The following is a 20,971-nucleotide window of genomic DNA, read 5'->3' as shown; positions in this document are numbered from 1 at the left end:
TACTAATTTCTCAACTCCCTATACTGCGCATCCACCGACACGGAGTGAGACGAAAGTCACACAGCGAGTCGGAATTGAGAGAAAAGAAATTTGAAAAAAATGCTTGACTCTCTCACGGTGTGAAGTAAGATACGCACCCCTAACGACGAGCGACTAAGTTGCTGAAAATGTTAGAAAAGCTCTTTAAAAATAAGAACCTATCAATCTGTGTGGGCACTCGTTGATGATAATCCAATTCGATACTTCGGTATCAAATTAGGTTTCAATGAAACGAAGTGACCATTGAATCTTCGGATTCAGCACAGTCAATTCAAACATTACTTTATGTAATGTTCAGTATTCATTGAGCCGAACAAAATCTTAAATTGAAGAGTTTGATCATGGCTCAGATTGAACGCTGGCGGCAGGCCTAACACATGCAAGTCGAGCGGAAACGAGTTATCTGAACCTTCGGGGAACGATAACGGCGTCGAGCGGCGGACGGGTGAGTAATGCCTAGGAAATTGCCCTGATGTGGGGGATAACCATTGGAAACGATGGCTAATACCGCATGATGCCTACGGGCCAAAGAGGGGGACCTTCGGGCCTCTCGCGTCAGGATATGCCTAGGTGGGATTAGCTAGTTGGTGAGGTAAGGGCTCACCAAGGCGACGATCCCTAGCTGGTCTGAGAGGATGATCAGCCACACTGGAACTGAGACACGGTCCAGACTCCTACGGGAGGCAGCAGTGGGGAATATTGCACAATGGGCGCAAGCCTGATGCAGCCATGCCGCGTGTGTGAAGAAGGCCTTCGGGTTGTAAAGCACTTTCAGTCGTGAGGAAGGTAGTGTAGTTAATAGCTGCATTATTTGACGTTAGCGACAGAAGAAGCACCGGCTAACTCCGTGCCAGCAGCCGCGGTAATACGGAGGGTGCGAGCGTTAATCGGAATTACTGGGCGTAAAGCGCATGCAGGTGGTTTGTTAAGTCAGATGTGAAAGCCCGGGGCTCAACCTCGGAATTGCATTTGAAACTGGCAGACTAGAGTACTGTAGAGGGGGGTAGAATTTCAGGTGTAGCGGTGAAATGCGTAGAGATCTGAAGGAATACCGGTGGCGAAGGCGGCCCCCTGGACAGATACTGACACTCAGATGCGAAAGCGTGGGGAGCAAACAGGATTAGATACCCTGGTAGTCCACGCCGTAAACGATGTCTACTTGGAGGTTGTGGCCTTGAGCCGTGGCTTTCGGAGCTAACGCGTTAAGTAGACCGCCTGGGGAGTACGGTCGCAAGATTAAAACTCAAATGAATTGACGGGGGCCCGCACAAGCGGTGGAGCATGTGGTTTAATTCGATGCAACGCGAAGAACCTTACCTACTCTTGACATCCAGAGAACTTTCCAGAGATGGATTGGTGCCTTCGGGAACTCTGAGACAGGTGCTGCATGGCTGTCGTCAGCTCGTGTTGTGAAATGTTGGGTTAAGTCCCGCAACGAGCGCAACCCTTATCCTTGTTTGCCAGCGAGTAATGTCGGGAACTCCAGGGAGACTGCCGGTGATAAACCGGAGGAAGGTGGGGACGACGTCAAGTCATCATGGCCCTTACGAGTAGGGCTACACACGTGCTACAATGGCGCATACAGAGGGCAGCCAACTTGCGAAAGTGAGCGAATCCCAAAAAGTGCGTCGTAGTCCGGATTGGAGTCTGCAACTCGACTCCATGAAGTCGGAATCGCTAGTAATCGTGGATCAGAATGCCACGGTGAATACGTTCCCGGGCCTTGTACACACCGCCCGTCACACCATGGGAGTGGGCTGCAAAAGAAGTAGGTAGTTTAACCTTCGGGGGGACGCTTACCACTTTGTGGTTCATGACTGGGGTGAAGTCGTAACAAGGTAGCGCTAGGGGAACCTGGCGCTGGATCACCTCCTTAAACGATGATTACTCACGATGAGTGTCCACACAGATTGATAGTTCACAAGCGCAAGCTTGTAGCTAACATAGCTCTTTAACAATTTGGAAAGCTGACAAAACAACAATTTATTGTTGTTTGTAAAGTTCTCAATGTTTGTCTTTATGACAAACACCAAAATAACACATTCAAGTGTTCTTGGAATTTGAGTCCGGCAAAATCGAGTCTGCATCATGTATAAAAATTGCAGACAACTTTGGTGACTTGTTCATCAACTCGAAACTCCTTCGGGTTGTATGGTTAAGTGACTAAGCGTACACGGTGGATGCCTTGGCAGTCAGAGGCGATGAAAGACGTAGTAACTTGCGATAAGCCCAGATTAGGTAGTAACAACCATTTGAGTCTGGGATTTCTGAATGGGGAAACCCACGTGCATAAGCACGTATCCTTACCTGAATACATAGGGTAAGGAGGCGAACCGGGGGAACTGAAACATCTAAGTACCCCGAGGAAAAGAAATCAACCGAGATTCCGAAAGTAGCGGCGAGCGAAATTGGATTAGCCCTTAAGCTTTACACGCGTTAGACGAACGGTCTGGAAAGTCCGACGATACAGGGTGATAGTCCCGTAGTTGACGACGTGTGTTCAGTGAAATCGAGTAGGGCGGGACACGTGATATCCTGTCTGAATATGGGGGGACCATCCTCCAAGGCTAAATACTACTGACTGACCGATAGTGAACCAGTACCGTGAGGGAAAGGCGAAAAGAACCCCTGTGAGGGGAGTGAAATAGAACCTGAAACCGTGTACGTACAAGCAGTAGGAGCAGGCTTTGTCCTGTGACTGCGTACCTTTTGTATAATGGGTCAGCGACTTATATTCAGTGGCAAGGTTAACCATCTAGGGGAGCCGTAGGGAAACCGAGTCTTAACTGGGCGTTCAGTCTCTGGATATAGACCCGAAACCAGGTGATCTAGCCATGGGCAGGTTGAAGGTTGAGTAACATCAACTGGAGGACCGAACCGACTAATGTTGAAAAATTAGCGGATGACTTGTGGCTAGGGGTGAAAGGCCAATCAAACCTGGAGATAGCTGGTTCTCCCCGAAAGCTATTTAGGTAGCGCCTCGGACGAATACTACTGGGGGTAGAGCACTGTTAAGGCTAGGGGGTCATCCCGACTTACCAACCCTTTGCAAACTCCGAATACCAGTAAGTACTATCCGGGAGACACACGGCGGGTGCTAACGTCCGTCGTGGAGAGGGAAACAACCCAGACCGCCAGCTAAGGTCCCAAATTACTACTAAGTGGGAAACGATGTGGGAAGGCTCAGACAGCCAGGATGTTGGCTTAGAAGCAGCCATCATTTAAAGAAAGCGTAATAGCTCACTGGTCGAGTCGGCCTGCGCGGAAGATGTAACGGGGCTAAGTAGTAAACCGAAGCTGCGGCAATGTGCTTTTGCACATTGGGTAGGGGAGCGTTCTGTAAGCGGTTGAAGGTGTGTGGTAACGCATGCTGGACGTATCAGAAGTGCGAATGCTGACATGAGTAACGATAAAGGGGGTGAAAAACCTCCTCGCCGGAAGACCAAGGGTTCCTGTCCAACGTTAATCGGGGCAGGGTAAGTCGACCCCTAAGGCGAGGCCGAAAGGCGTAGTCGATGGGAAACGGGTTAATATTCCCGTACTTCTTACAATTGCGATGGGGGGACGGAGAAGGCTAGGTGGGCCTGGCGACGGTTGTCCAGGTTCAAGTGCGTAGGCTTAAGAGTTAGGTAAATCCGGCTCTTTTTAAGGCTGAGACACGACGTCGAGCACCTACGGGTGTGAAGTCATTGATGCCATGCTTCCAGGAAAAGCCTCTAAGCTTCAGATTGTAAGGAATCGTACCCCAAACCGACACAGGTGGTCGGGTAGAGAATACCAAGGCGCTTGAGAGAACTCGGGTGAAGGAACTAGGCAAAATGGTACCGTAACTTCGGGAGAAGGTACGCTCTTGATGGTGAAGTCCCTCGCGGATGGAGCTGACGAGAGTCGCAGATACCAGGTGGCTGCAACTGTTTATTAAAAACACAGCACTGTGCAAAATCGTAAGATGACGTATACGGTGTGACGCCTGCCCGGTGCCGGAAGGTTAATTGATGGGGTTAGACTTCGGTCGAAGCTCTTGATCGAAGCCCCGGTAAACGGCGGCCGTAACTATAACGGTCCTAAGGTAGCGAAATTCCTTGTCGGGTAAGTTCCGACCTGCACGAATGGCGTAATGATGGCCACGCTGTCTCCACCCGAGACTCAGTGAAATTGAAATCGCTGTGAAGATGCAGTGTACCCGCGGCTAGACGGAAAGACCCCGTGAACCTTTACTACAGCTTGGCACTGAACATTGACCCTACATGTGTAGGATAGGTGGGAGGCTTTGAAGCACGTACGCCAGTATGTGTGGAGCCGTCCTTGAAATACCACCCTTGTAGTGTTGATGTTCTAACGTCGACCCCTAATCGGGGTTGCGGACAGTGCCTGGTGGGTAGTTTGACTGGGGCGGTCTCCTCCCAAAGAGTAACGGAGGAGCACGAAGGTGGGCTAATCACGGTTGGACATCGTGAGGTTAGTGCAATGGCATAAGCCCGCTTGACTGCGAGAATGACAATTCGAGCAGGTGCGAAAGCAGGTCATAGTGATCCGGTGGTTCTGAATGGAAGGGCCATCGCTCAACGGATAAAAGGTACTCCGGGGATAACAGGCTGATACCGCCCAAGAGTTCATATCGACGGCGGTGTTTGGCACCTCGATGTCGGCTCATCACATCCTGGGGCTGAAGTCGGTCCCAAGGGTATGGCTGTTCGCCATTTAAAGTGGTACGCGAGCTGGGTTTAGAACGTCGTGAGACAGTTCGGTCCCTATCTGCCGTGGGCGTTGGAAGATTGAAGGGGGCTGCTCCTAGTACGAGAGGACCGGAGTGGACGAACCTCTGGTGTTCGGGTTGTGTCGCCAGACGCATTGCCCGGTAGCTAAGTTCGGAATCGATAACCGCTGAAAGCATCTAAGCGGGAAGCGAGCCCTGAGATGAGTCTTCCCTGATACTTTAAGTATCCTAAAGGGTTGTCGGAGACTACGACGTTGATAGGTCAGGTGTGTAAGTGCTGTGAGGCATTGAGCTAACTGATACTAATTGCCCGTGAGGCTTAACCATACAACACCCAAGGGGTTTTGATGGACTCGAAGCAAGAACAGAATTGAATGTGTAGAGAACACAAAAACAGCTTTCCGAATTAAAGAATTTGCTTGGCGACCATAGCGTTTTGGACCCACCTGACTCCATTCCGAACTCAGAAGTGAAACGAAATAGCGCCGATGGTAGTGTGGGGTTTCCCCATGTGAGAGTAGGACATCGCCAGGCTTTAATTTGCACTTGCTTAAGATTTAAGCAAGTCACCATAAAGTTCTAATCTTTTTTAGAGTTTTATGTTGACTTTAAAAGTGGAAAGCGTATTATACGCACCTCGCTTGAGTGCTAAGGCACTGAAAGCCAAGCTCTTTAACAATATAAACCTATCAATCTGTGTGGGCACTCGTTGATGATAATCCAATTAGATACTTCGGTATCAAATTAGGTTTCAATGAAACGAAGTGACCATTGAATCTTCGGATTCAGCACAGTCAATTCAAACATTACTTTATGTAATGTTCAGTATTCATTGAGCCGAACAAAATCTTAAATTGAAGAGTTTGATCATGGCTCAGATTGAACGCTGGCGGCAGGCCTAACACATGCAAGTCGAGCGGAAACGAGTTATCTGAACCTTCGGGGAACGATAACGGCGTCGAGCGGCGGACGGGTGAGTAATGCCTAGGAAATTGCCCTGATGTGGGGGATAACCATTGGAAACGATGGCTAATACCGCATGATGCCTACGGGCCAAAGAGGGGGACCTTCGGGCCTCTCGCGTCAGGATATGCCTAGGTGGGATTAGCTAGTTGGTGAGGTAAGGGCTCACCAAGGCGACGATCCCTAGCTGGTCTGAGAGGATGATCAGCCACACTGGAACTGAGACACGGTCCAGACTCCTACGGGAGGCAGCAGTGGGGAATATTGCACAATGGGCGCAAGCCTGATGCAGCCATGCCGCGTGTGTGAAGAAGGCCTTCGGGTTGTAAAGCACTTTCAGTCGTGAGGAAGGTAGTGTAGTTAATAGCTGCATTATTTGACGTTAGCGACAGAAGAAGCACCGGCTAACTCCGTGCCAGCAGCCGCGGTAATACGGAGGGTGCGAGCGTTAATCGGAATTACTGGGCGTAAAGCGCATGCAGGTGGTTTGTTAAGTCAGATGTGAAAGCCCGGGGCTCAACCTCGGAATTGCATTTGAAACTGGCAGACTAGAGTACTGTAGAGGGGGGTAGAATTTCAGGTGTAGCGGTGAAATGCGTAGAGATCTGAAGGAATACCGGTGGCGAAGGCGGCCCCCTGGACAGATACTGACACTCAGATGCGAAAGCGTGGGGAGCAAACAGGATTAGATACCCTGGTAGTCCACGCCGTAAACGATGTCTACTTGGAGGTTGTGGCCTTGAGCCGTGGCTTTCGGAGCTAACGCGTTAAGTAGACCGCCTGGGGAGTACGGTCGCAAGATTAAAACTCAAATGAATTGACGGGGGCCCGCACAAGCGGTGGAGCATGTGGTTTAATTCGATGCAACGCGAAGAACCTTACCTACTCTTGACATCCAGAGAACTTTCCAGAGATGGATTGGTGCCTTCGGGAACTCTGAGACAGGTGCTGCATGGCTGTCGTCAGCTCGTGTTGTGAAATGTTGGGTTAAGTCCCGCAACGAGCGCAACCCTTATCCTTGTTTGCCAGCGAGTAATGTCGGGAACTCCAGGGAGACTGCCGGTGATAAACCGGAGGAAGGTGGGGACGACGTCAAGTCATCATGGCCCTTACGAGTAGGGCTACACACGTGCTACAATGGCGCATACAGAGGGCAGCCAACTTGCGAAAGTGAGCGAATCCCAAAAAGTGCGTCGTAGTCCGGATTGGAGTCTGCAACTCGACTCCATGAAGTCGGAATCGCTAGTAATCGTGGATCAGAATGCCACGGTGAATACGTTCCCGGGCCTTGTACACACCGCCCGTCACACCATGGGAGTGGGCTGCAAAAGAAGTAGGTAGTTTAACCTTCGGGGGGACGCTTACCACTTTGTGGTTCATGACTGGGGTGAAGTCGTAACAAGGTAGCGCTAGGGGAACCTGGCGCTGGATCACCTCCTTAAACGATGATTACTCACGATGAGTGTCCACACAGATTGATACGGTTTATAAAGTAAAGAGAAGAAGAGTTCCCAAACTCTCAGGTTTGGTTCTGCTTTTTAAAGTGGAAACAGACAGCAGTGTCCCGTTCGTCTAGAGGCCTAGGACACCGCCCTTTCACGGCGGTAACAGGGGTTCGACTCCCCTACGGGATACCATTGGGTCGTTAGCTCAGTTGGTAGAGCAGTTGACTTTTAATCAATTGGTCGCAGGTTCGAATCCTGCACGACCCACCATTCCTTCCATTAGGAATTAAAACTCAAAATATGGGGCTATAGCTCAGCTGGGAGAGCGCCTGCCTTGCACGCAGGAGGTCTGCGGTTCGATCCCGCATAGCTCCACCATATTTTGACACAATGGGCGATTAGCTCAGTTGGGAGAGCACCTGCCTTACAAGCAGGGGGTCACTGGTTCGAGCCCGGTATCGCCCACCATCTTTAAGCGCATTCGATGAGTGCTTTTAAAAATGGTTACTTCATTAGAAGTGATTAGCTCTTTAACAATTTGGAAAGCTGACAAAACAACAATTTATTGTTGTTTGTAAAGTTCTCAATGTTTGTCTTTATGACAAACACCAAAATAACACATTCAAGTGTTCTTGGAATTTGAGTCCGGCAAAATCGAGTCTGCATCATGTATAAAAATTGCAGACAACTTTGGTGACTTGTTCATCAACTCGAAACTCCTTCGGGTTGTATGGTTAAGTGACTAAGCGTACACGGTGGATGCCTTGGCAGTCAGAGGCGATGAAAGACGTAGTAACTTGCGATAAGCCCAGATTAGGTAGTAACAACCATTTGAGTCTGGGATTTCTGAATGGGGAAACCCACTTACATAAGTAAGTATCATTAACTGAATACATAGGTTAATGAGGCGAACCGGGGGAACTGAAACATCTAAGTACCCCGAGGAAAAGAAATCAACCGAGATTCCGAAAGTAGCGGCGAGCGAAATTGGACTAGCCCTTAAGCTTTACACGCGTTAGACGAACGGTCTGGAAAGTCCGACGATACAGGGTGATAGTCCCGTAGTTGACGACGTGTGTTCAGTGAAATCGAGTAGGGCGGGACACGTGATATCCTGTCTGAATATGGGGGGACCATCCTCCAAGGCTAAATACTACTGACTGACCGATAGTGAACCAGTACCGTGAGGGAAAGGCGAAAAGAACCCCTGTGAGGGGAGTGAAATAGAACCTGAAACCGTGTACGTACAAGCAGTAGGAGCAGGCTTTGTCCTGTGACTGCGTACCTTTTGTATAATGGGTCAGCGACTTATATTCAGTGGCAAGGTTAACCATCTAGGGGAGCCGTAGGGAAACCGAGTCTTAACTGGGCGTTCAGTCTCTGGATATAGACCCGAAACCAGGTGATCTAGCCATGGGCAGGTTGAAGGTTGAGTAACATCAACTGGAGGACCGAACCGACTAATGTTGAAAAATTAGCGGATGACTTGTGGCTAGGGGTGAAAGGCCAATCAAACCTGGAGATAGCTGGTTCTCCCCGAAAGCTATTTAGGTAGCGCCTCGGACGAATACTACTGGGGGTAGAGCACTGTTAAGGCTAGGGGGTCATCCCGACTTACCAACCCTTTGCAAACTCCGAATACCAGTAAGTACTATCCGGGAGACACACGGCGGGTGCTAACGTCCGTCGTGGAGAGGGAAACAACCCAGACCGCCAGCTAAGGTCCCAAATTACTACTAAGTGGGAAACGATGTGGGAAGGCTCAGACAGCCAGGATGTTGGCTTAGAAGCAGCCATCATTTAAAGAAAGCGTAATAGCTCACTGGTCGAGTCGGCCTGCGCGGAAGATGTAACGGGGCTAAGTAGTAAACCGAAGCTGCGGCAATGTGCTTTTGCACATTGGGTAGGGGAGCGTTCTGTAAGCGGTTGAAGGTGTGTGGTAACGCATGCTGGACGTATCAGAAGTGCGAATGCTGACATGAGTAACGATAAAGGGGGTGAAAAACCTCCTCGCCGGAAGACCAAGGGTTCCTGTCCAACGTTAATCGGGGCAGGGTAAGTCGACCCCTAAGGCGAGGCCGAAAGGCGTAGTCGATGGGAAACGGGTTAATATTCCCGTACTTCTTACAATTGCGATGGGGGGACGGAGAAGGCTAGGTGGGCCTGGCGACGGTTGTCCAGGTTCAAGTGCGTAGGCTTAAGAGTTAGGTAAATCCGGCTCTTTTTAAGGCTGAGACACGACGTCGAGCACCTACGGGTGTGAAGTCATTGATGCCATGCTTCCAGGAAAAGCCTCTAAGCTTCAGATTGTAAGGAATCGTACCCCAAACCGACACAGGTGGTCGGGTAGAGAATACCAAGGCGCTTGAGAGAACTCGGGTGAAGGAACTAGGCAAAATGGTACCGTAACTTCGGGAGAAGGTACGCTCTTGATGGTGAAGTCCCTCGCGGATGGAGCTGACGAGAGTCGCAGATACCAGGTGGCTGCAACTGTTTATTAAAAACACAGCACTGTGCAAAATCGTAAGATGACGTATACGGTGTGACGCCTGCCCGGTGCCGGAAGGTTAATTGATGGGGTTAGACTTCGGTCGAAGCTCTTGATCGAAGCCCCGGTAAACGGCGGCCGTAACTATAACGGTCCTAAGGTAGCGAAATTCCTTGTCGGGTAAGTTCCGACCTGCACGAATGGCGTAATGATGGCCACGCTGTCTCCACCCGAGACTCAGTGAAATTGAAATCGCTGTGAAGATGCAGTGTACCCGCGGCTAGACGGAAAGACCCCGTGAACCTTTACTACAGCTTGGCACTGAACATTGACCCTACATGTGTAGGATAGGTGGGAGGCTTTGAAGCACGTACGCCAGTATGTGTGGAGCCGTCCTTGAAATACCACCCTTGTAGTGTTGATGTTCTAACGTCGACCCCTAATCGGGGTTGCGGACAGTGCCTGGTGGGTAGTTTGACTGGGGCGGTCTCCTCCCAAAGAGTAACGGAGGAGCACGAAGGTGGGCTAATCACGGTTGGACATCGTGAGGTTAGTGCAATGGCATAAGCCCGCTTGACTGCGAGAATGACAATTCGAGCAGGTGCGAAAGCAGGTCATAGTGATCCGGTGGTTCTGAATGGAAGGGCCATCGCTCAACGGATAAAAGGTACTCCGGGGATAACAGGCTGATACCGCCCAAGAGTTCATATCGACGGCGGTGTTTGGCACCTCGATGTCGGCTCATCACATCCTGGGGCTGAAGTCGGTCCCAAGGGTATGGCTGTTCGCCATTTAAAGTGGTACGCGAGCTGGGTTTAGAACGTCGTGAGACAGTTCGGTCCCTATCTGCCGTGGGCGTTGGAAGATTGAAGGGGGCTGCTCCTAGTACGAGAGGACCGGAGTGGACGAACCTCTGGTGTTCGGGTTGTGTCGCCAGACGCATTGCCCGGTAGCTAAGTTCGGAATCGATAACCGCTGAAAGCATCTAAGCGGGAAGCGAGCCCTGAGATGAGTCTTCCCTGATACTTTAAGTATCCTAAAGGGTTGTCGGAGACTACGACGTTGATAGGTCAGGTGTGTAAGTGCTGTGAGGCATTGAGCTAACTGATACTAATTGCCCGTGAGGCTTAACCATACAACACCCAAGGGGTTTTGATGGACTCGAAGCAAGAACAGAATTGAATGTGTAGAGAACACAAAAACAGCTTTCCGAATTAAAGAATTTGCTTGGCGACCATAGCGTTTTGGACCCACCTGACTCCATTCCGAACTCAGAAGTGAAACGAAATAGCGCCGATGGTAGTGTGGGGTTTCCCCATGTGAGAGTAGGACATCGCCAGGCTTTAAATTTAGACTTAGGTCTAACCAGTGCGGAGCGGTAGTTCAGTTGGTTAGAATACCGGCCTGTCACGCCGGGGGTCGCGGGTTCGAGTCCCGTCCGCTCCGCCACTTATTTGAAAGCTCTGCTAGAAATAGCAGGGCTTTTGTCGTTTTAGGGGCGGTCATTTTCCCTTCAAAGAAAGGCCATTCTCGGTGGTCTGCCGTCCCAATAGCTCCGCCATTTACACTGATTTGAAAGCTTAGCTAGTCATTTCAGTCTACAATGCATTCTTCTCTACTATTTTGCTAATATCGATACGGGACTCGCTTTCCCCAATTTCCAATCGTCTTGAGTAATATGAGTTTGTCGATTTGATTCAATCTATAAGATTAAGCATGCGAACTCGATAGTGTGTTAACCACCTTTGTCTGTTTTTCGAGAGTGAGCTTAGTTTCAATCCTTTAATAAGTATTTTTTAAGCCGTTCTAAGGTGCTTAGAACTAATCAAATACTCGCTCTGTATTTATGTTTAAAAAGTGTGTTGGGCTTTCAGGGTGAGATATGTCTTTTGAAAAATGGAAATCACTTGATCTGCCGTGTACAAAAAAAGCCCAACATAAGTTGGGCTTTCGAAAGACAAATAAGCGGAAGATATTTAAAGGATACGCTTTAAAACACCGTCAGCTTTTAAGCGTGTGATTTTTCTCACGAGTTTTTGCACAGCAAGCGGGTAATCTTCGACTTTTTCCAACTGTTTGTAAGTGCAGATTAGCTGCGTATGTTCAAGGATTCGGGCTACTTCATCTTCAAACTTATGAGTAAGGTTTGCGTAGTCATCTTGAATCAATAAACCATTTTCAAGATCGAGAGACCAAGCACGCGGATTTAAGTTGTTACCCGTAAGCAGCATGTATCTCTTATCAACCCAGATACCCTTTAGGTGGAAGCTGTTGTTTTCATGCTTCCATAAGTGCACTGAAAGTTTACGAGCTGCAATGTTCGCCTCATTTGCTTTGGCAAAGCGGCGCAGATTTACCTCGTAAAGGTAAGGAAGACCACCAATGGTTTTGAAATCTTCTTCTGGAGAGATATAGAAATCGTTCGCGGTTTTATCTCCTACCACGATCGTTACTTTTACTCCACGTTTCATTGCACGTTTTACTTCCCGGTGAATTGATTTAGGGAAGTTAAAATATGGCGTACAGATGAAAATTTCGTTTTTTGCTGCTGCTAGTAGCTTGACGATTTGCTGGTTTAGTAAGTTTCGACGCTTACCAAGACCAACAAGAGGTGTGATCTTTACTTTATCTTCCGCCGCTGCCTCATGGGCAAATTGATAGTTGGCTTGAGCAAGAGAAGAGCGAAGTTGGCGAATTGCCGATTTAATTTCTTTGGTTTCTGGCTTATCTCGATCGGCCAAGTCGTTTACTGCAGGGTGAGCAATCATTTCATTTTGAACGAAGTTCACCATCGTATCTGCAAGGGACTTGTGCTTAATAACATGGTAGCGATCAAATCGATAGCGACCATGGTACTGTAAATAAACGTTATTAAGGCTAGCGCCACTGTAAATCACGGTATCGTCGACGACGAAGCCTTTTAAATGAAGTACACCAAATACTTCTCGACCGCGAACGGGGATACCATAAACAGGGATGGCATGTTGGTATTGGTCAGCAAACGCTTTATAAAGCGCTGAGTTGCCTTCTGATGTTTCTGCACCAATAAGGCCGCGTTGTGCTCGGTGCCAGTCAACACAGATATTAATGTCTAATCCTGGATTACGCTGCTTTGCTTCGTAAAGTGCAGTGAGTATTTCACGCCCAGCTTCATCATCTTCCAGATATAGAGCGACTAGGTAGATTCGTGACGTTGCTTTGCTGATCGCATCTAAAAGACGAGTTCGAAATGTTTCTGCAGAGTACAGAACATCAAAGTCTTCAGGATTGATTGCGAGACTAGGCAACTGCTCGAATGGATTCCTATTTACTATCATATCGGTGTGAGTACCTTATTTTAGTGCAATATTGCGAACCTGATATTTTACCAAAGATATGATTTCCCTGGCTACTAAAGCGCACGCTTTGAAACCTTTGAAGGGATAAATTGCATTGGAATGAGATCTTTGCCGCTATCAACATAACGTTGAAAGGCCATCTTTAAGGAGTTCGGCAGCTCATGACTGTCAATGGTTTCGAAACCATGTTGAGCATAATATTTTTCTAAGTAGCTAAAAGCGAAGCAATAATCACCATCTTCGAAAACTTTGTTCTCGCAATGCTCTAGCAGAGTGCGGCCAACGTTCGTGCCTCTAACTTCAGGGATGGCGAGCATGCCTGTTAATAAGCGATATTGTTCTACGGTTTTTAATCTTAGTAGTGCGACGATCATACCCTCACGACTGGCTGTGATGATGAGTTCATCTTTTTTGGCTCGCCCAGAGGGGTAATGGGCTTTATAGAGCTTTTTGATCAAAGGGAGTTTGATCGGATTTAACACTTCTATGATTAATGAGTTAGGTATTGTCACTGCGGTTAAAAGTTAACTGGGGTAGAATGTGCCCAGTTTAAGAGAATCTTATCTGGCGTTGCAAATCACTATGCAAATTAAAGAACACGCAAGCCTCAAGGCTTTTCACACTTTTGGTATCGAGCAGACTTGCTCCTACTTAGCCATTGTTGACTCGATAGATGATGTAATCAGCCTCTATCAAGATCCTGCTTTTCAAGGTCTGCCGAAGTTGTTTTTGGGTAAAGGCAGCAATGTTCTATTTACTGAACATTTTGATGGTCTCGTCATCGTTAACCGCCTTCTGGGGAAATCGGTTTCAGAAACCCATGAAGATTATCTTCTGCATGTTCAAGGTGGGGAGGATTGGCCGAGTTTAGTGGCTTGGTGTATTGCCCAAGGTATGGGCGGGATCGAAAACTTAGCTTTGATTCCCGGTTGTGCTGGGTCAGCTCCGATCCAAAACATCGGCGCATACGGGGTTGAACTAAAAGATCTTTGTAGCTACGTCGATGTATTGGATTTGACGACTTTAAAAACGAGGCGGATGAGTGCGGAAGACTGCGAATTTGGGTATCGAGATTCAGTTTTCAAACATGATCTATATGAAAAATGCTTTGTCACAGCCATTGGCTTGAAGCTGCCGAAGCGATGGACGCCGAAGAATCAATATGGGCCGTTACAAAATATCCCTGAAAACGAATTAAGTCCAAATGCAATCTTTGAACGTGTGTGCCAAGTTCGTATGGAGAAACTGCCAGACCCAGCTAAAGTCGGTAACGCAGGGAGTTTCTTTAAAAACCCTGTGATCAGCCAAGATCATTATGATCAACTCATTCGAAAGCATAGCAACATGGTGGCTTACCCTGCAAACGAGGGAATGAAAGTGGCAGCCGGTTGGCTGATTGACCAGTGTGGTTTGAAAGGTATTTCAGTCAACGGTGCTCAGGTGAACCCTTTACAAGCGTTGGTATTAACAAATGTCGACAACTGCAGTGCTGATGACGTGGTTGAACTTGCTTCTCTGGTGAAAAAGGCGGTGTGGGATAAGTACCAGATTGAACTCGAACACGAAGTGCGCTTTATGAATCGTCAAGGTGAAACTAATCTCGCTAAGATTGAGGCGGCGCAATGAGAAAAGAACACTCAGTGAAGCTACATATCCTTAAAACACTCAGCGATGGCGGTTTCCATTCAGGTGAAATGCTTGGACAACAACTGGGCATTTCTAGAGCGGCAATTGCAAAGCATATTAAAGGGTTGAATGATTGGGGAGTGGATATTTATCGTATCCAAGGACGAGGCTATCAACTGGCTCATCCTCTTCAATTACTCGATGAAACTCGTCTGAAAAATGCCATTAGCACTCCGGTTGAACTGATTTCCGTGATTGATTCAACGAATCAATATTTGTTAGAGAAAGTCAGCGAATCCGATAAAGGGCGAGTTTGTATCGCTGAATATCAGGCGCAGGGGCGCGGTCGTCGCGGACGTCAATGGATATCGCCATTTGGCACCAATCTGTATTTGTCTATGTACTGGCGTTTAGATGCGGGTATGGCGGCAGCGATGGGACTGAGTTTGGTCGTGGGTATTGCTGCAGTCGAAGCACTGGAAAGTATCGGTATCCAAGGTGTTAAGCTTAAGTGGCCAAACGACATCTACTATCAAGATAAAAAACTAGCCGGTATTTTAGTGGAGATGTCTGGTCAAGCAGGAGGCGCAGCTCACTTAGTGATTGGAATGGGATTAAATATTGGCATGCCTGATGTGCAGCCCGGTATTGATCAACCTTGGACAACACTCAACCAAATTTCCAATGAAGTGAGTATCGATAGAACTCAATTGGCGATACGTCTTATCGATCATTGGAAAGCCGCGTTAGAAGAATATGAACTGACTGGACTGGGTGGTTTTGTTGAACGTTGGAATCGTTTGGACAACTTTATCGGCCGACCGGTTAAGCTTCTTATGGGACCGAGAGAAATACACGGAGTGGTACAAGGTATCGACCAACAGGGTGGGGTGGTGCTCAAAACTGAAAATGGTTTGGAAACCTACATTGGCGGAGAAATTTCGTTGAGAAAAGGGGACTGAGCCCCTTTACTTTCTTAGCGATACTTTGTCGACAAGGTGGTTAGCACCTTTGTGGAGGATCAAATGGGCTCTTTCTCTGGTTGGAAGAATGTTCAATTCCAGATTGAGTCCATTAATATTGCGCCAAATTTCTTTCGCTTTACTTTTCGCTTCATCGACCGACAGCTGCGTATAGTGGCTGAAGTAGGAGCCTGGTTTAGTAAAAGCTCCGCGGCGAAACTTCAAAAATCTCTCGACATACCACTGCTCTATCGTTTCACTTTCCGCATCAACATAAATTGAGAAATCAAGAAAATCAGATACAAATACTCGATGTGGATCATGTGGGTAGTCCATACCGCTTTGTAATACGTTTAAGCCTTCAATAATCAGCACGTCAGGTCGGTCGACTTTTTTTAGCTCATCAGTAATGTCGTACGTGATGTGTGAGTAAACAGGTACTTCAAGATTTGGTTTACCCGCCTTTACATCAGAAACAAATTCTACCAAGCGTTTGATGTCGTAAGATTCGGGAAAACCCTTGCGATGCATGATACCGCGCTCTTCCAGAATCTTTTTGGGATACAGAAAGCCATCCGTTGTAACTAAGGCGACTTTGGGATGATTTTCCCAACGAGAAAGCAGTGCTTTAAGAATGCGTGCTGTTGTACTTTTTCCAACAGCCACACTACCCGCAATGCCAATAACAAATGGCGGAGCGTGTTCCTCGGTATTTAGAAACTGCTGAAGAACAGAGTTGCGACTTTGGCGAGCCTGTACATATAAATTGAGTAGACGAGACAAAGGAAGGTAGATCTCTACCGCTTCCTCCATAGTGAGGTTTTCATTTATGCCTTGAAGCGCCTTTAGATCGTCTTCAGAGAGTGTCATCGGAACAGAATTACGCAGTTCTGCCCACTCGGCACGGTCAAATGACAAAAATGGACTCATGGGTCTCTTTTATCCTTGGTTTAGTAGAGAGCAAGAACATACAACAAGCACCGTGCAAAGCAAACGACAAAGCACGAAAGTTTGCTTTAAAAAGCGAGGTTTGTATGATTTTGCAGCAATTGAAACTAAAAAAACGATTTTTACGACTTTTTTTTAAATAGCTATTGCAACCTAGAAAATCATTCAATAGAATGCGCACCACTTATGCCGACTTAGCTCAGTAGGTAGAGCAACTGACTTGTAATCAGTAGGTCACCAGTTCGATTCCGGTAGTCGGCACCATTCTTTCCTTTAGTAGTTAGAATGGCTTAAAAATTTGGAGGGGTTCCCGAGTGGCCAAAGGGAGCAGACTGTAAATCTGCCGGCACTGCCTTCGATGGTTCGAATCCGTCCCCCTCCACCATATTCTTTAGGAAATAGCTCTCAGAGTTACGTGTTGCGGGCATCGTATAATGGCTATTACCTCAGCCTTCCAAGCTGATGATGCGGGTTCGATTCCCGCTGCCCGCTCCACTCTAATTTGAGTGCTGATATAGCTCAGGTGGTAGAGCGCATCCTTGGTAAGGATGAGGTCGGCAGTTCGAGTCTGCCTATCAGCACCAGCTCTCAAAGTTATCTCCTTTTGATATTAGATTTACCAATAATCTTTATTTGGTTGCGTGGTCAATTTGGGCCACCAAAAATCCGTACCTAGAGGGACCACTCATGTCTAAAGAAAAATTTGAACGTACGAAACCGCACGTTAACGTTGGTACTATCGGCCACGTTGACCACGGTAAAACAACTCTAACTGCAGCTATCTGTACTACTCTAGCTAAAGTTTACGGCGGTGAAGCGAAAGACTTCGCATCTATCGATAACGCTCCAGAAGAGCGTGAGCGCGGTATCACAATCGCTACTTCACACGTTGAGTACGACACTCCAAGCCGTCACTACGCGCACGTTGACTGTCCAGGACACGCTGACTACGTTAAAAACATGATCACTGGTGCTGCACAGATGGACGGTGGTATCCTAGTTGTTGCTGCGACAGATGGCCCAATGCCACAAACTCGTGAGCACATCCTACTAGGCCGTCAGGTTGGTATCCCATACATCATCGTATTCATGAACAAATGTGACATGGTTGACGATGAAGAGCTACTAGAACTAGTAGAAATGGAAGTTCGTGAACTTCTATCTGAATACGATTTCCCAGGTGATGATCTACCAGTTATCCAAGGTTCTGCACTAGGCGCACTAAACGGCGAAGAGCAGTGGGAAGCGAAAATCGTTGAACTAGCTGAAGCTCTAGATACTTACATCCCTGAGCCAGAGCGTGCGGTAGATCAGCCATTCCTAATGCCTATCGAAGACGTATTCTCAATCCAAGGTCGTGGTACAGTAGTAACTGGCCGTATCGAGCGTGGTATCCTAACAGTTGGTGACGAAGTTGCTATCGTAGGTATCAAGGATACAACTACTACAACATGTACTGGTGTAGAGATGTTCCGTAAGCTTCTAGACGAAGGCCGTGCAGGTGAGAACGTTGGTGCACTTCTACGTGGTACTAAGCGTGACGAAGTTGAACGTGGTCAAGTACTAGCTAAGCCTGGTTCAATCACTCCACACACTAAGTTCGAATCAGAAGTATACGTACTGTCTAAAGAAGAAGGCGGTCGTCACACTCCTTTCTTCAAAGGTTACCGTCCACAGTTCTACTTCCGTACAACTGACGTAACTGGCGACATCTCTCTACCAGAAGGCGTAGAAATGGTAATGCCAGGCGACAACATCCAAATGGTTGTTGAGCTAATCGCACCAATCGCAATGGACGAAGGTCTACGTTTCGCTATCCGTGAAGGTGGCCGTACAGTAGGTGCTGGTGTTGTTGCTAAGATCTTCGAATAATTCTTAACGAATTAAACGAATGCTTTCGGAAAATCTTGAATTAGATTTGACGAACCAGTAGCAAAAAGGGCATCATTTGATGCCCTTTTTCTGCGCTCAACATTATTTTTGCTGTTTTCTTGTTCAGAAGTGGGTTGGGTGCAGAGCAAGATTAGGCAAAGAGGCTTAATCTTAAGAAGAGTTCGCTGTTTTTCAGCGATATGGAGTTTGCCCTGCAACAGCGGGGTTGTTGTCGTCTATATTAAGACTTGTAACAGGTTGGTTTTATGAAAGCAAATAATGCTGAAACTCCTGATAGCTCAAATGCAGCAGATACGTTTAAGTGGGTTGCCGCTTTCGTATTGGCAGCTGCCGCTGTTGTGGGTAATTACCTGTATGGTGAAATGTCTGTAGTGGTTCGCGCTGCAGGCGTTGTTGTTCTAATTGCAGCTGCCCTTGGCGTTGCAGCAACAACGACTAAAGGTAAAGCAGCGATCAGTTTTGCAAAAGAATCGCGTATGGAAGTACGTAAAGTTGTTTGGCCTACTCGCCAAGAAACCATGCAAACAACACTGATCGTTTTAGCTGTAAGTATTGTAATGGCTCTAGTGCTATGGGGTATTGACGGAATTATGGTTCGTCTAGTAGCTCTAGCAACTGGGGTATAGAGGGTTTTAATTCATGAGTGAAGCTCCAAAAAAACGCTGGTATGTGGTTCAAGCCTTCTCTGGATTTGAAGGTCGTGTAGCTCAATCTCTGCGCGAGCATATCAAAATGCACGGCATGGAAGAGCTATTCGGTGAAGTACTAGTTCCTACTGAAGAAGTAGTGGAAATGCGCGCGGGTCAACGTCGCAAATCTGAACGTAAGTTCTTCCCAGGTTACGTCCTTGTTCAGATGATTATGAACGATGAATCATGGCACCTAGTACGTAGTGTGCCGCGTGTCATGGGCTTCATTGGTGGTACCTCAGACCGTCCTGCACCTATCACTGATAAAGAAGCTGACGCTATTCTTAACCGTCTTGAGAAAGCGAGTGAAGCTCCTCGTCCACGTACTATGTACGAAGCGGGTGAAGTGGTTCGTGTTAATGAAGGTCCATTTGCTGATTTCAACGGTACCGTTGAAGAAGTAGATTACGAGAAGAGCCGCCTGAAAGTGTCTGTGTCGATCTTTGGTCGTGCAACACCAGTTGAGCTTGAATTTGGTCAGGTTGAAAAACTGGACTAATACTCTGATTTAAAGAGTATAAAAAATCACCTTTTTAGGGTTGTATAAGGCGCGAATTATGACTATAATTTCGCGCCTTTTTACTTCTTGTGAAGTAAAAAGTTTCTTACACAAACGGGGAGCTGATCCGTGATTAGCGTTTGTACCCAAACTTAGGAATTATCATGGCTAAGAAAGTTGAAGCTTACATCAAGCTACAAGTTGCTGCTGGCGCTGCGAACCCAAGTCCACCAGTTGGTCCTGCTCTAGGTCAACACGGTGTTAACATCATGGAATTCTGTAAAGCGTTCAACGCGAAAACAGAATCTCTAGAGAAGGGTCTACCAACTCCAGTAGTTATCACAGTATACAGCGACCGTTCTTTCACGTTCGTAACTAAGACTCCACCTGCTGCTGTTCTTCTTAAGAAAGCTGCTGGCGTTAAGTCTGGTTCAGGCCGTCCAAACACTGAAAAAGTGGGCACTGTAACTGACGCTCAAATCCAAGAAATCGCAGAAACTAAAGCTGCAGATATGACTGGTGCTGACATCGAAGCGATGAAGCGTTCTATCGCTGGTACTGCTCGTTCAATGGGCCTAGTGGTAGAGGGTTAATAAGATGGCAAAACTAACTAAGCGCATGCGCGTAATCCGCGAAAAAGTTGACGTAACTAAAGAATACGAAATCAACGAAGCTGTTGCTCTTCTTCAAGAACTAGCTACTGCTAAATTCGTTGAGTCTGTAGACGTTGCTGTTAACCTAGGCATTGATGCTCGTAAATCTGACCAGAACGTACGTGGTGCAACTGTACTACCTCACGGTACTGGCCGCGACATCCGCGTAGCAGTGTTCACTCAAGGTGCAAACGCTGAAGCAGCTAAAGAAGCTGGCGCAGACATCGTTGGTATGGAAGATCTTGCTGAGCAAGTTAAGAAAGGCGAAATGAACTTTGACGTAGTTGTTGCTTCTCCAGATGCAATGCGCGTTGTAGGTCAACTAGGTACTATCCTAGGTCCTCGCGGTCTTATGCCAAACCCTAAAGTTGGTACTGTAACTCCTAACGTTGCTGAAGCAGTTAAAAACGCTAAAGCTGGTCAGGTTCGTTACCGTAACGACAAAAACGGCATCATCCACACTACTATCGGTAAAGCAAACTTCTCTGCTGAGCAGATCAAAGAGAACCTAGAAGCACTTCTAGTTGCTCTGAAGAAAGCTAAGCCATCTTCAGCTAAAGGTACTTTCCTGAAGAAAGTAAGCATCTCTACTACTATGGGTGCTGGTGTTGCTGTTGATCAGGCTAGCCTGAACACTCAAGCATAATTTATTTGCTTAGGCGCAAAATTTGTGTATAATTTTGCGCCTAATATTTGTGGTTGGGGCTGAAC

General features: G+C 47.4%; 10 protein-coding genes, 9 tRNA genes and 6 rRNA genes. 22 read left to right on the top strand and 3 right to left on the bottom strand.

Annotated features, from left to right (window positions below; translation table 11 throughout):
* Window positions 1-362: 362 nt before the first annotated feature.
* From ACYJZR_RS14705 to ACYJZR_RS14655, 11 genes are all read left to right on the top strand, one after another.
* Window positions 363-1,915 (top strand): 16S ribosomal RNA (locus ACYJZR_RS14705).
* A 277-nt stretch (window positions 1,916-2,192) separates the two neighbouring features.
* A 23S ribosomal RNA gene (locus ACYJZR_RS14700) occupies window positions 2,193-5,083 on the top strand.
* A 91-nt stretch (window positions 5,084-5,174) separates the two neighbouring features.
* Window positions 5,175-5,290, top strand: a 5S ribosomal RNA gene (rrf, locus tag ACYJZR_RS14695).
* 317 nt (window positions 5,291-5,607) lie between these two features.
* Window positions 5,608-7,160, top strand: a 16S ribosomal RNA gene (locus tag ACYJZR_RS14690).
* Between the two features lie 120 nt (window positions 7,161-7,280).
* Window positions 7,281-7,356, top strand: a tRNA-Glu gene (locus tag ACYJZR_RS14685).
* 2 nt (window positions 7,357-7,358) lie between these two features.
* Window positions 7,359-7,434 (top strand) — tRNA-Lys (locus ACYJZR_RS14680).
* 32 nt (window positions 7,435-7,466) lie between these two features.
* Window positions 7,467-7,542, top strand: a tRNA-Ala gene (locus ACYJZR_RS14675).
* A gap of 14 nt (window positions 7,543-7,556) precedes the next feature.
* A tRNA-Val gene (locus ACYJZR_RS14670) sits at window positions 7,557-7,632 on the top strand.
* Between the two features lie 264 nt (window positions 7,633-7,896).
* Window positions 7,897-10,787: ribosomal RNA gene (locus ACYJZR_RS14665) — 23S ribosomal RNA — on the top strand.
* A gap of 91 nt (window positions 10,788-10,878) precedes the next feature.
* Window positions 10,879-10,994, top strand: a 5S ribosomal RNA gene (rrf, locus tag ACYJZR_RS14660).
* The 16S, 23S and 5S rRNA genes sit together here with 5 tRNA genes alongside, the layout of an rRNA operon.
* Before the next feature lie 30 nt (window positions 10,995-11,024).
* Window positions 11,025-11,101, top strand: a tRNA-Asp gene (locus tag ACYJZR_RS14655).
* A gap of 527 nt (window positions 11,102-11,628) precedes the next feature.
* On the opposite strand, the gene pssA is transcribed toward ACYJZR_RS14655, so the two are convergent.
* Together pssA and ACYJZR_RS14645 are read right to left on the bottom strand one after the other, a co-directional pair.
* Window positions 11,629-12,969: a CDP-diacylglycerol--serine O-phosphatidyltransferase gene (gene pssA, locus ACYJZR_RS14650; RefSeq protein ID WP_020904497.1), complete on the bottom strand. Its 1,341-nt coding sequence runs from the start codon at window positions 12,967-12,969 to the stop codon at window positions 11,629-11,631.
* A gap of 74 nt (window positions 12,970-13,043) precedes the next feature.
* Complete coding sequence (locus tag ACYJZR_RS14645) at window positions 13,044-13,472, bottom strand: GNAT family N-acetyltransferase (protein WP_406966477.1); 429 nt, start codon at window positions 13,470-13,472, stop codon at window positions 13,044-13,046.
* Window positions 13,473-13,572: 100 nt separating this feature from the next.
* Between ACYJZR_RS14645 and murB the strand changes: the two genes are divergently transcribed.
* The gene (murB, locus tag ACYJZR_RS14640) at window positions 13,573-14,616 is read left to right on the top strand and encodes a UDP-N-acetylmuramate dehydrogenase (protein WP_025543204.1); all 1,044 of its coding nucleotides are present in this window, start codon (window positions 13,573-13,575) and stop codon (window positions 14,614-14,616) included.
* Window positions 14,613-15,578 carry a bifunctional biotin--[acetyl-CoA-carboxylase] ligase/biotin operon repressor BirA gene (gene birA, locus ACYJZR_RS14635; protein ID WP_005478002.1) on the top strand — a complete coding sequence of 322 codons (966 nt, stop codon included), beginning with the start codon at window positions 14,613-14,615 and terminating at the stop codon, window positions 15,576-15,578. The genes murB and birA overlap by 4 nt, the downstream gene beginning before the upstream one ends.
* A 6-nt stretch (window positions 15,579-15,584) precedes the next feature.
* On the opposite strand, the gene coaA is transcribed toward birA, so the two are convergent.
* Window positions 15,585-16,508, bottom strand: coding sequence for a type I pantothenate kinase (gene coaA, locus ACYJZR_RS14630; RefSeq protein ID WP_203498424.1), 924 nt, complete (start codon window positions 16,506-16,508; stop codon window positions 15,585-15,587).
* Window positions 16,509-16,714: 206 nt separating this feature from the next.
* On the opposite strand from coaA, the gene ACYJZR_RS14625 reads away from it, so the two are divergent.
* The 9 genes from ACYJZR_RS14625 to rplA all read left to right on the top strand — a co-directional run bounded on the left by ACYJZR_RS14625 (window position 16,715) and on the right by rplA (window position 20,906).
* Window positions 16,715-16,790: transfer RNA gene (locus ACYJZR_RS14625), tRNA-Thr, on the top strand.
* 36 nt (window positions 16,791-16,826) lie between these two features.
* Window positions 16,827-16,911: transfer RNA gene (locus ACYJZR_RS14620), tRNA-Tyr, on the top strand.
* A gap of 35 nt (window positions 16,912-16,946) precedes the next feature.
* Window positions 16,947-17,021 (top strand) — tRNA-Gly (locus ACYJZR_RS14615).
* Window positions 17,022-17,034: 13 nt separating this feature from the next.
* Window positions 17,035-17,110: transfer RNA gene (locus ACYJZR_RS14610), tRNA-Thr, on the top strand.
* 103 nt (window positions 17,111-17,213) lie between these two features.
* Window positions 17,214-18,398, top strand: a complete 1,185-nt coding sequence (gene tuf / locus ACYJZR_RS14605; protein WP_005480487.1) for an elongation factor Tu — start codon at window positions 17,214-17,216, stop codon at window positions 18,396-18,398.
* Between the two features lie 266 nt (window positions 18,399-18,664).
* A complete protein-coding gene (gene secE, locus ACYJZR_RS14600) occupies window positions 18,665-19,045 on the top strand; it encodes a preprotein translocase subunit SecE (RefSeq protein ID WP_005384680.1) in 381 nt (126 codons plus the stop codon).
* Window positions 19,046-19,058: 13 nt separating this feature from the next.
* Window positions 19,059-19,607, top strand: a complete 549-nt coding sequence (gene nusG, locus ACYJZR_RS14595) for a transcription termination/antitermination protein NusG (RefSeq protein WP_005384681.1) — start codon at window positions 19,059-19,061, stop codon at window positions 19,605-19,607.
* Window positions 19,608-19,771: 164 nt separating this feature from the next.
* The gene (rplK, locus tag ACYJZR_RS14590) at window positions 19,772-20,200 is read left to right on the top strand and encodes a 50S ribosomal protein L11 (RefSeq protein WP_005489784.1); all 429 of its coding nucleotides are present in this window, start codon (window positions 19,772-19,774) and stop codon (window positions 20,198-20,200) included.
* A gap of 4 nt (window positions 20,201-20,204) precedes the next feature.
* Entirely contained in the window at window positions 20,205-20,906 is a 702-nt protein-coding gene (gene rplA / locus ACYJZR_RS14585) for a 50S ribosomal protein L1 (RefSeq protein WP_005489780.1), read from the top strand.
* Window positions 20,907-20,971: the final 65 nt, after the last annotated feature.

It is taken from the genome of Vibrio sp. RC2502, from assembly GCF_054850435.1.
Note: the sequence above shows the minus strand (reverse complement) of the source record. Positions and strands in the feature narration are given on the sequence as shown.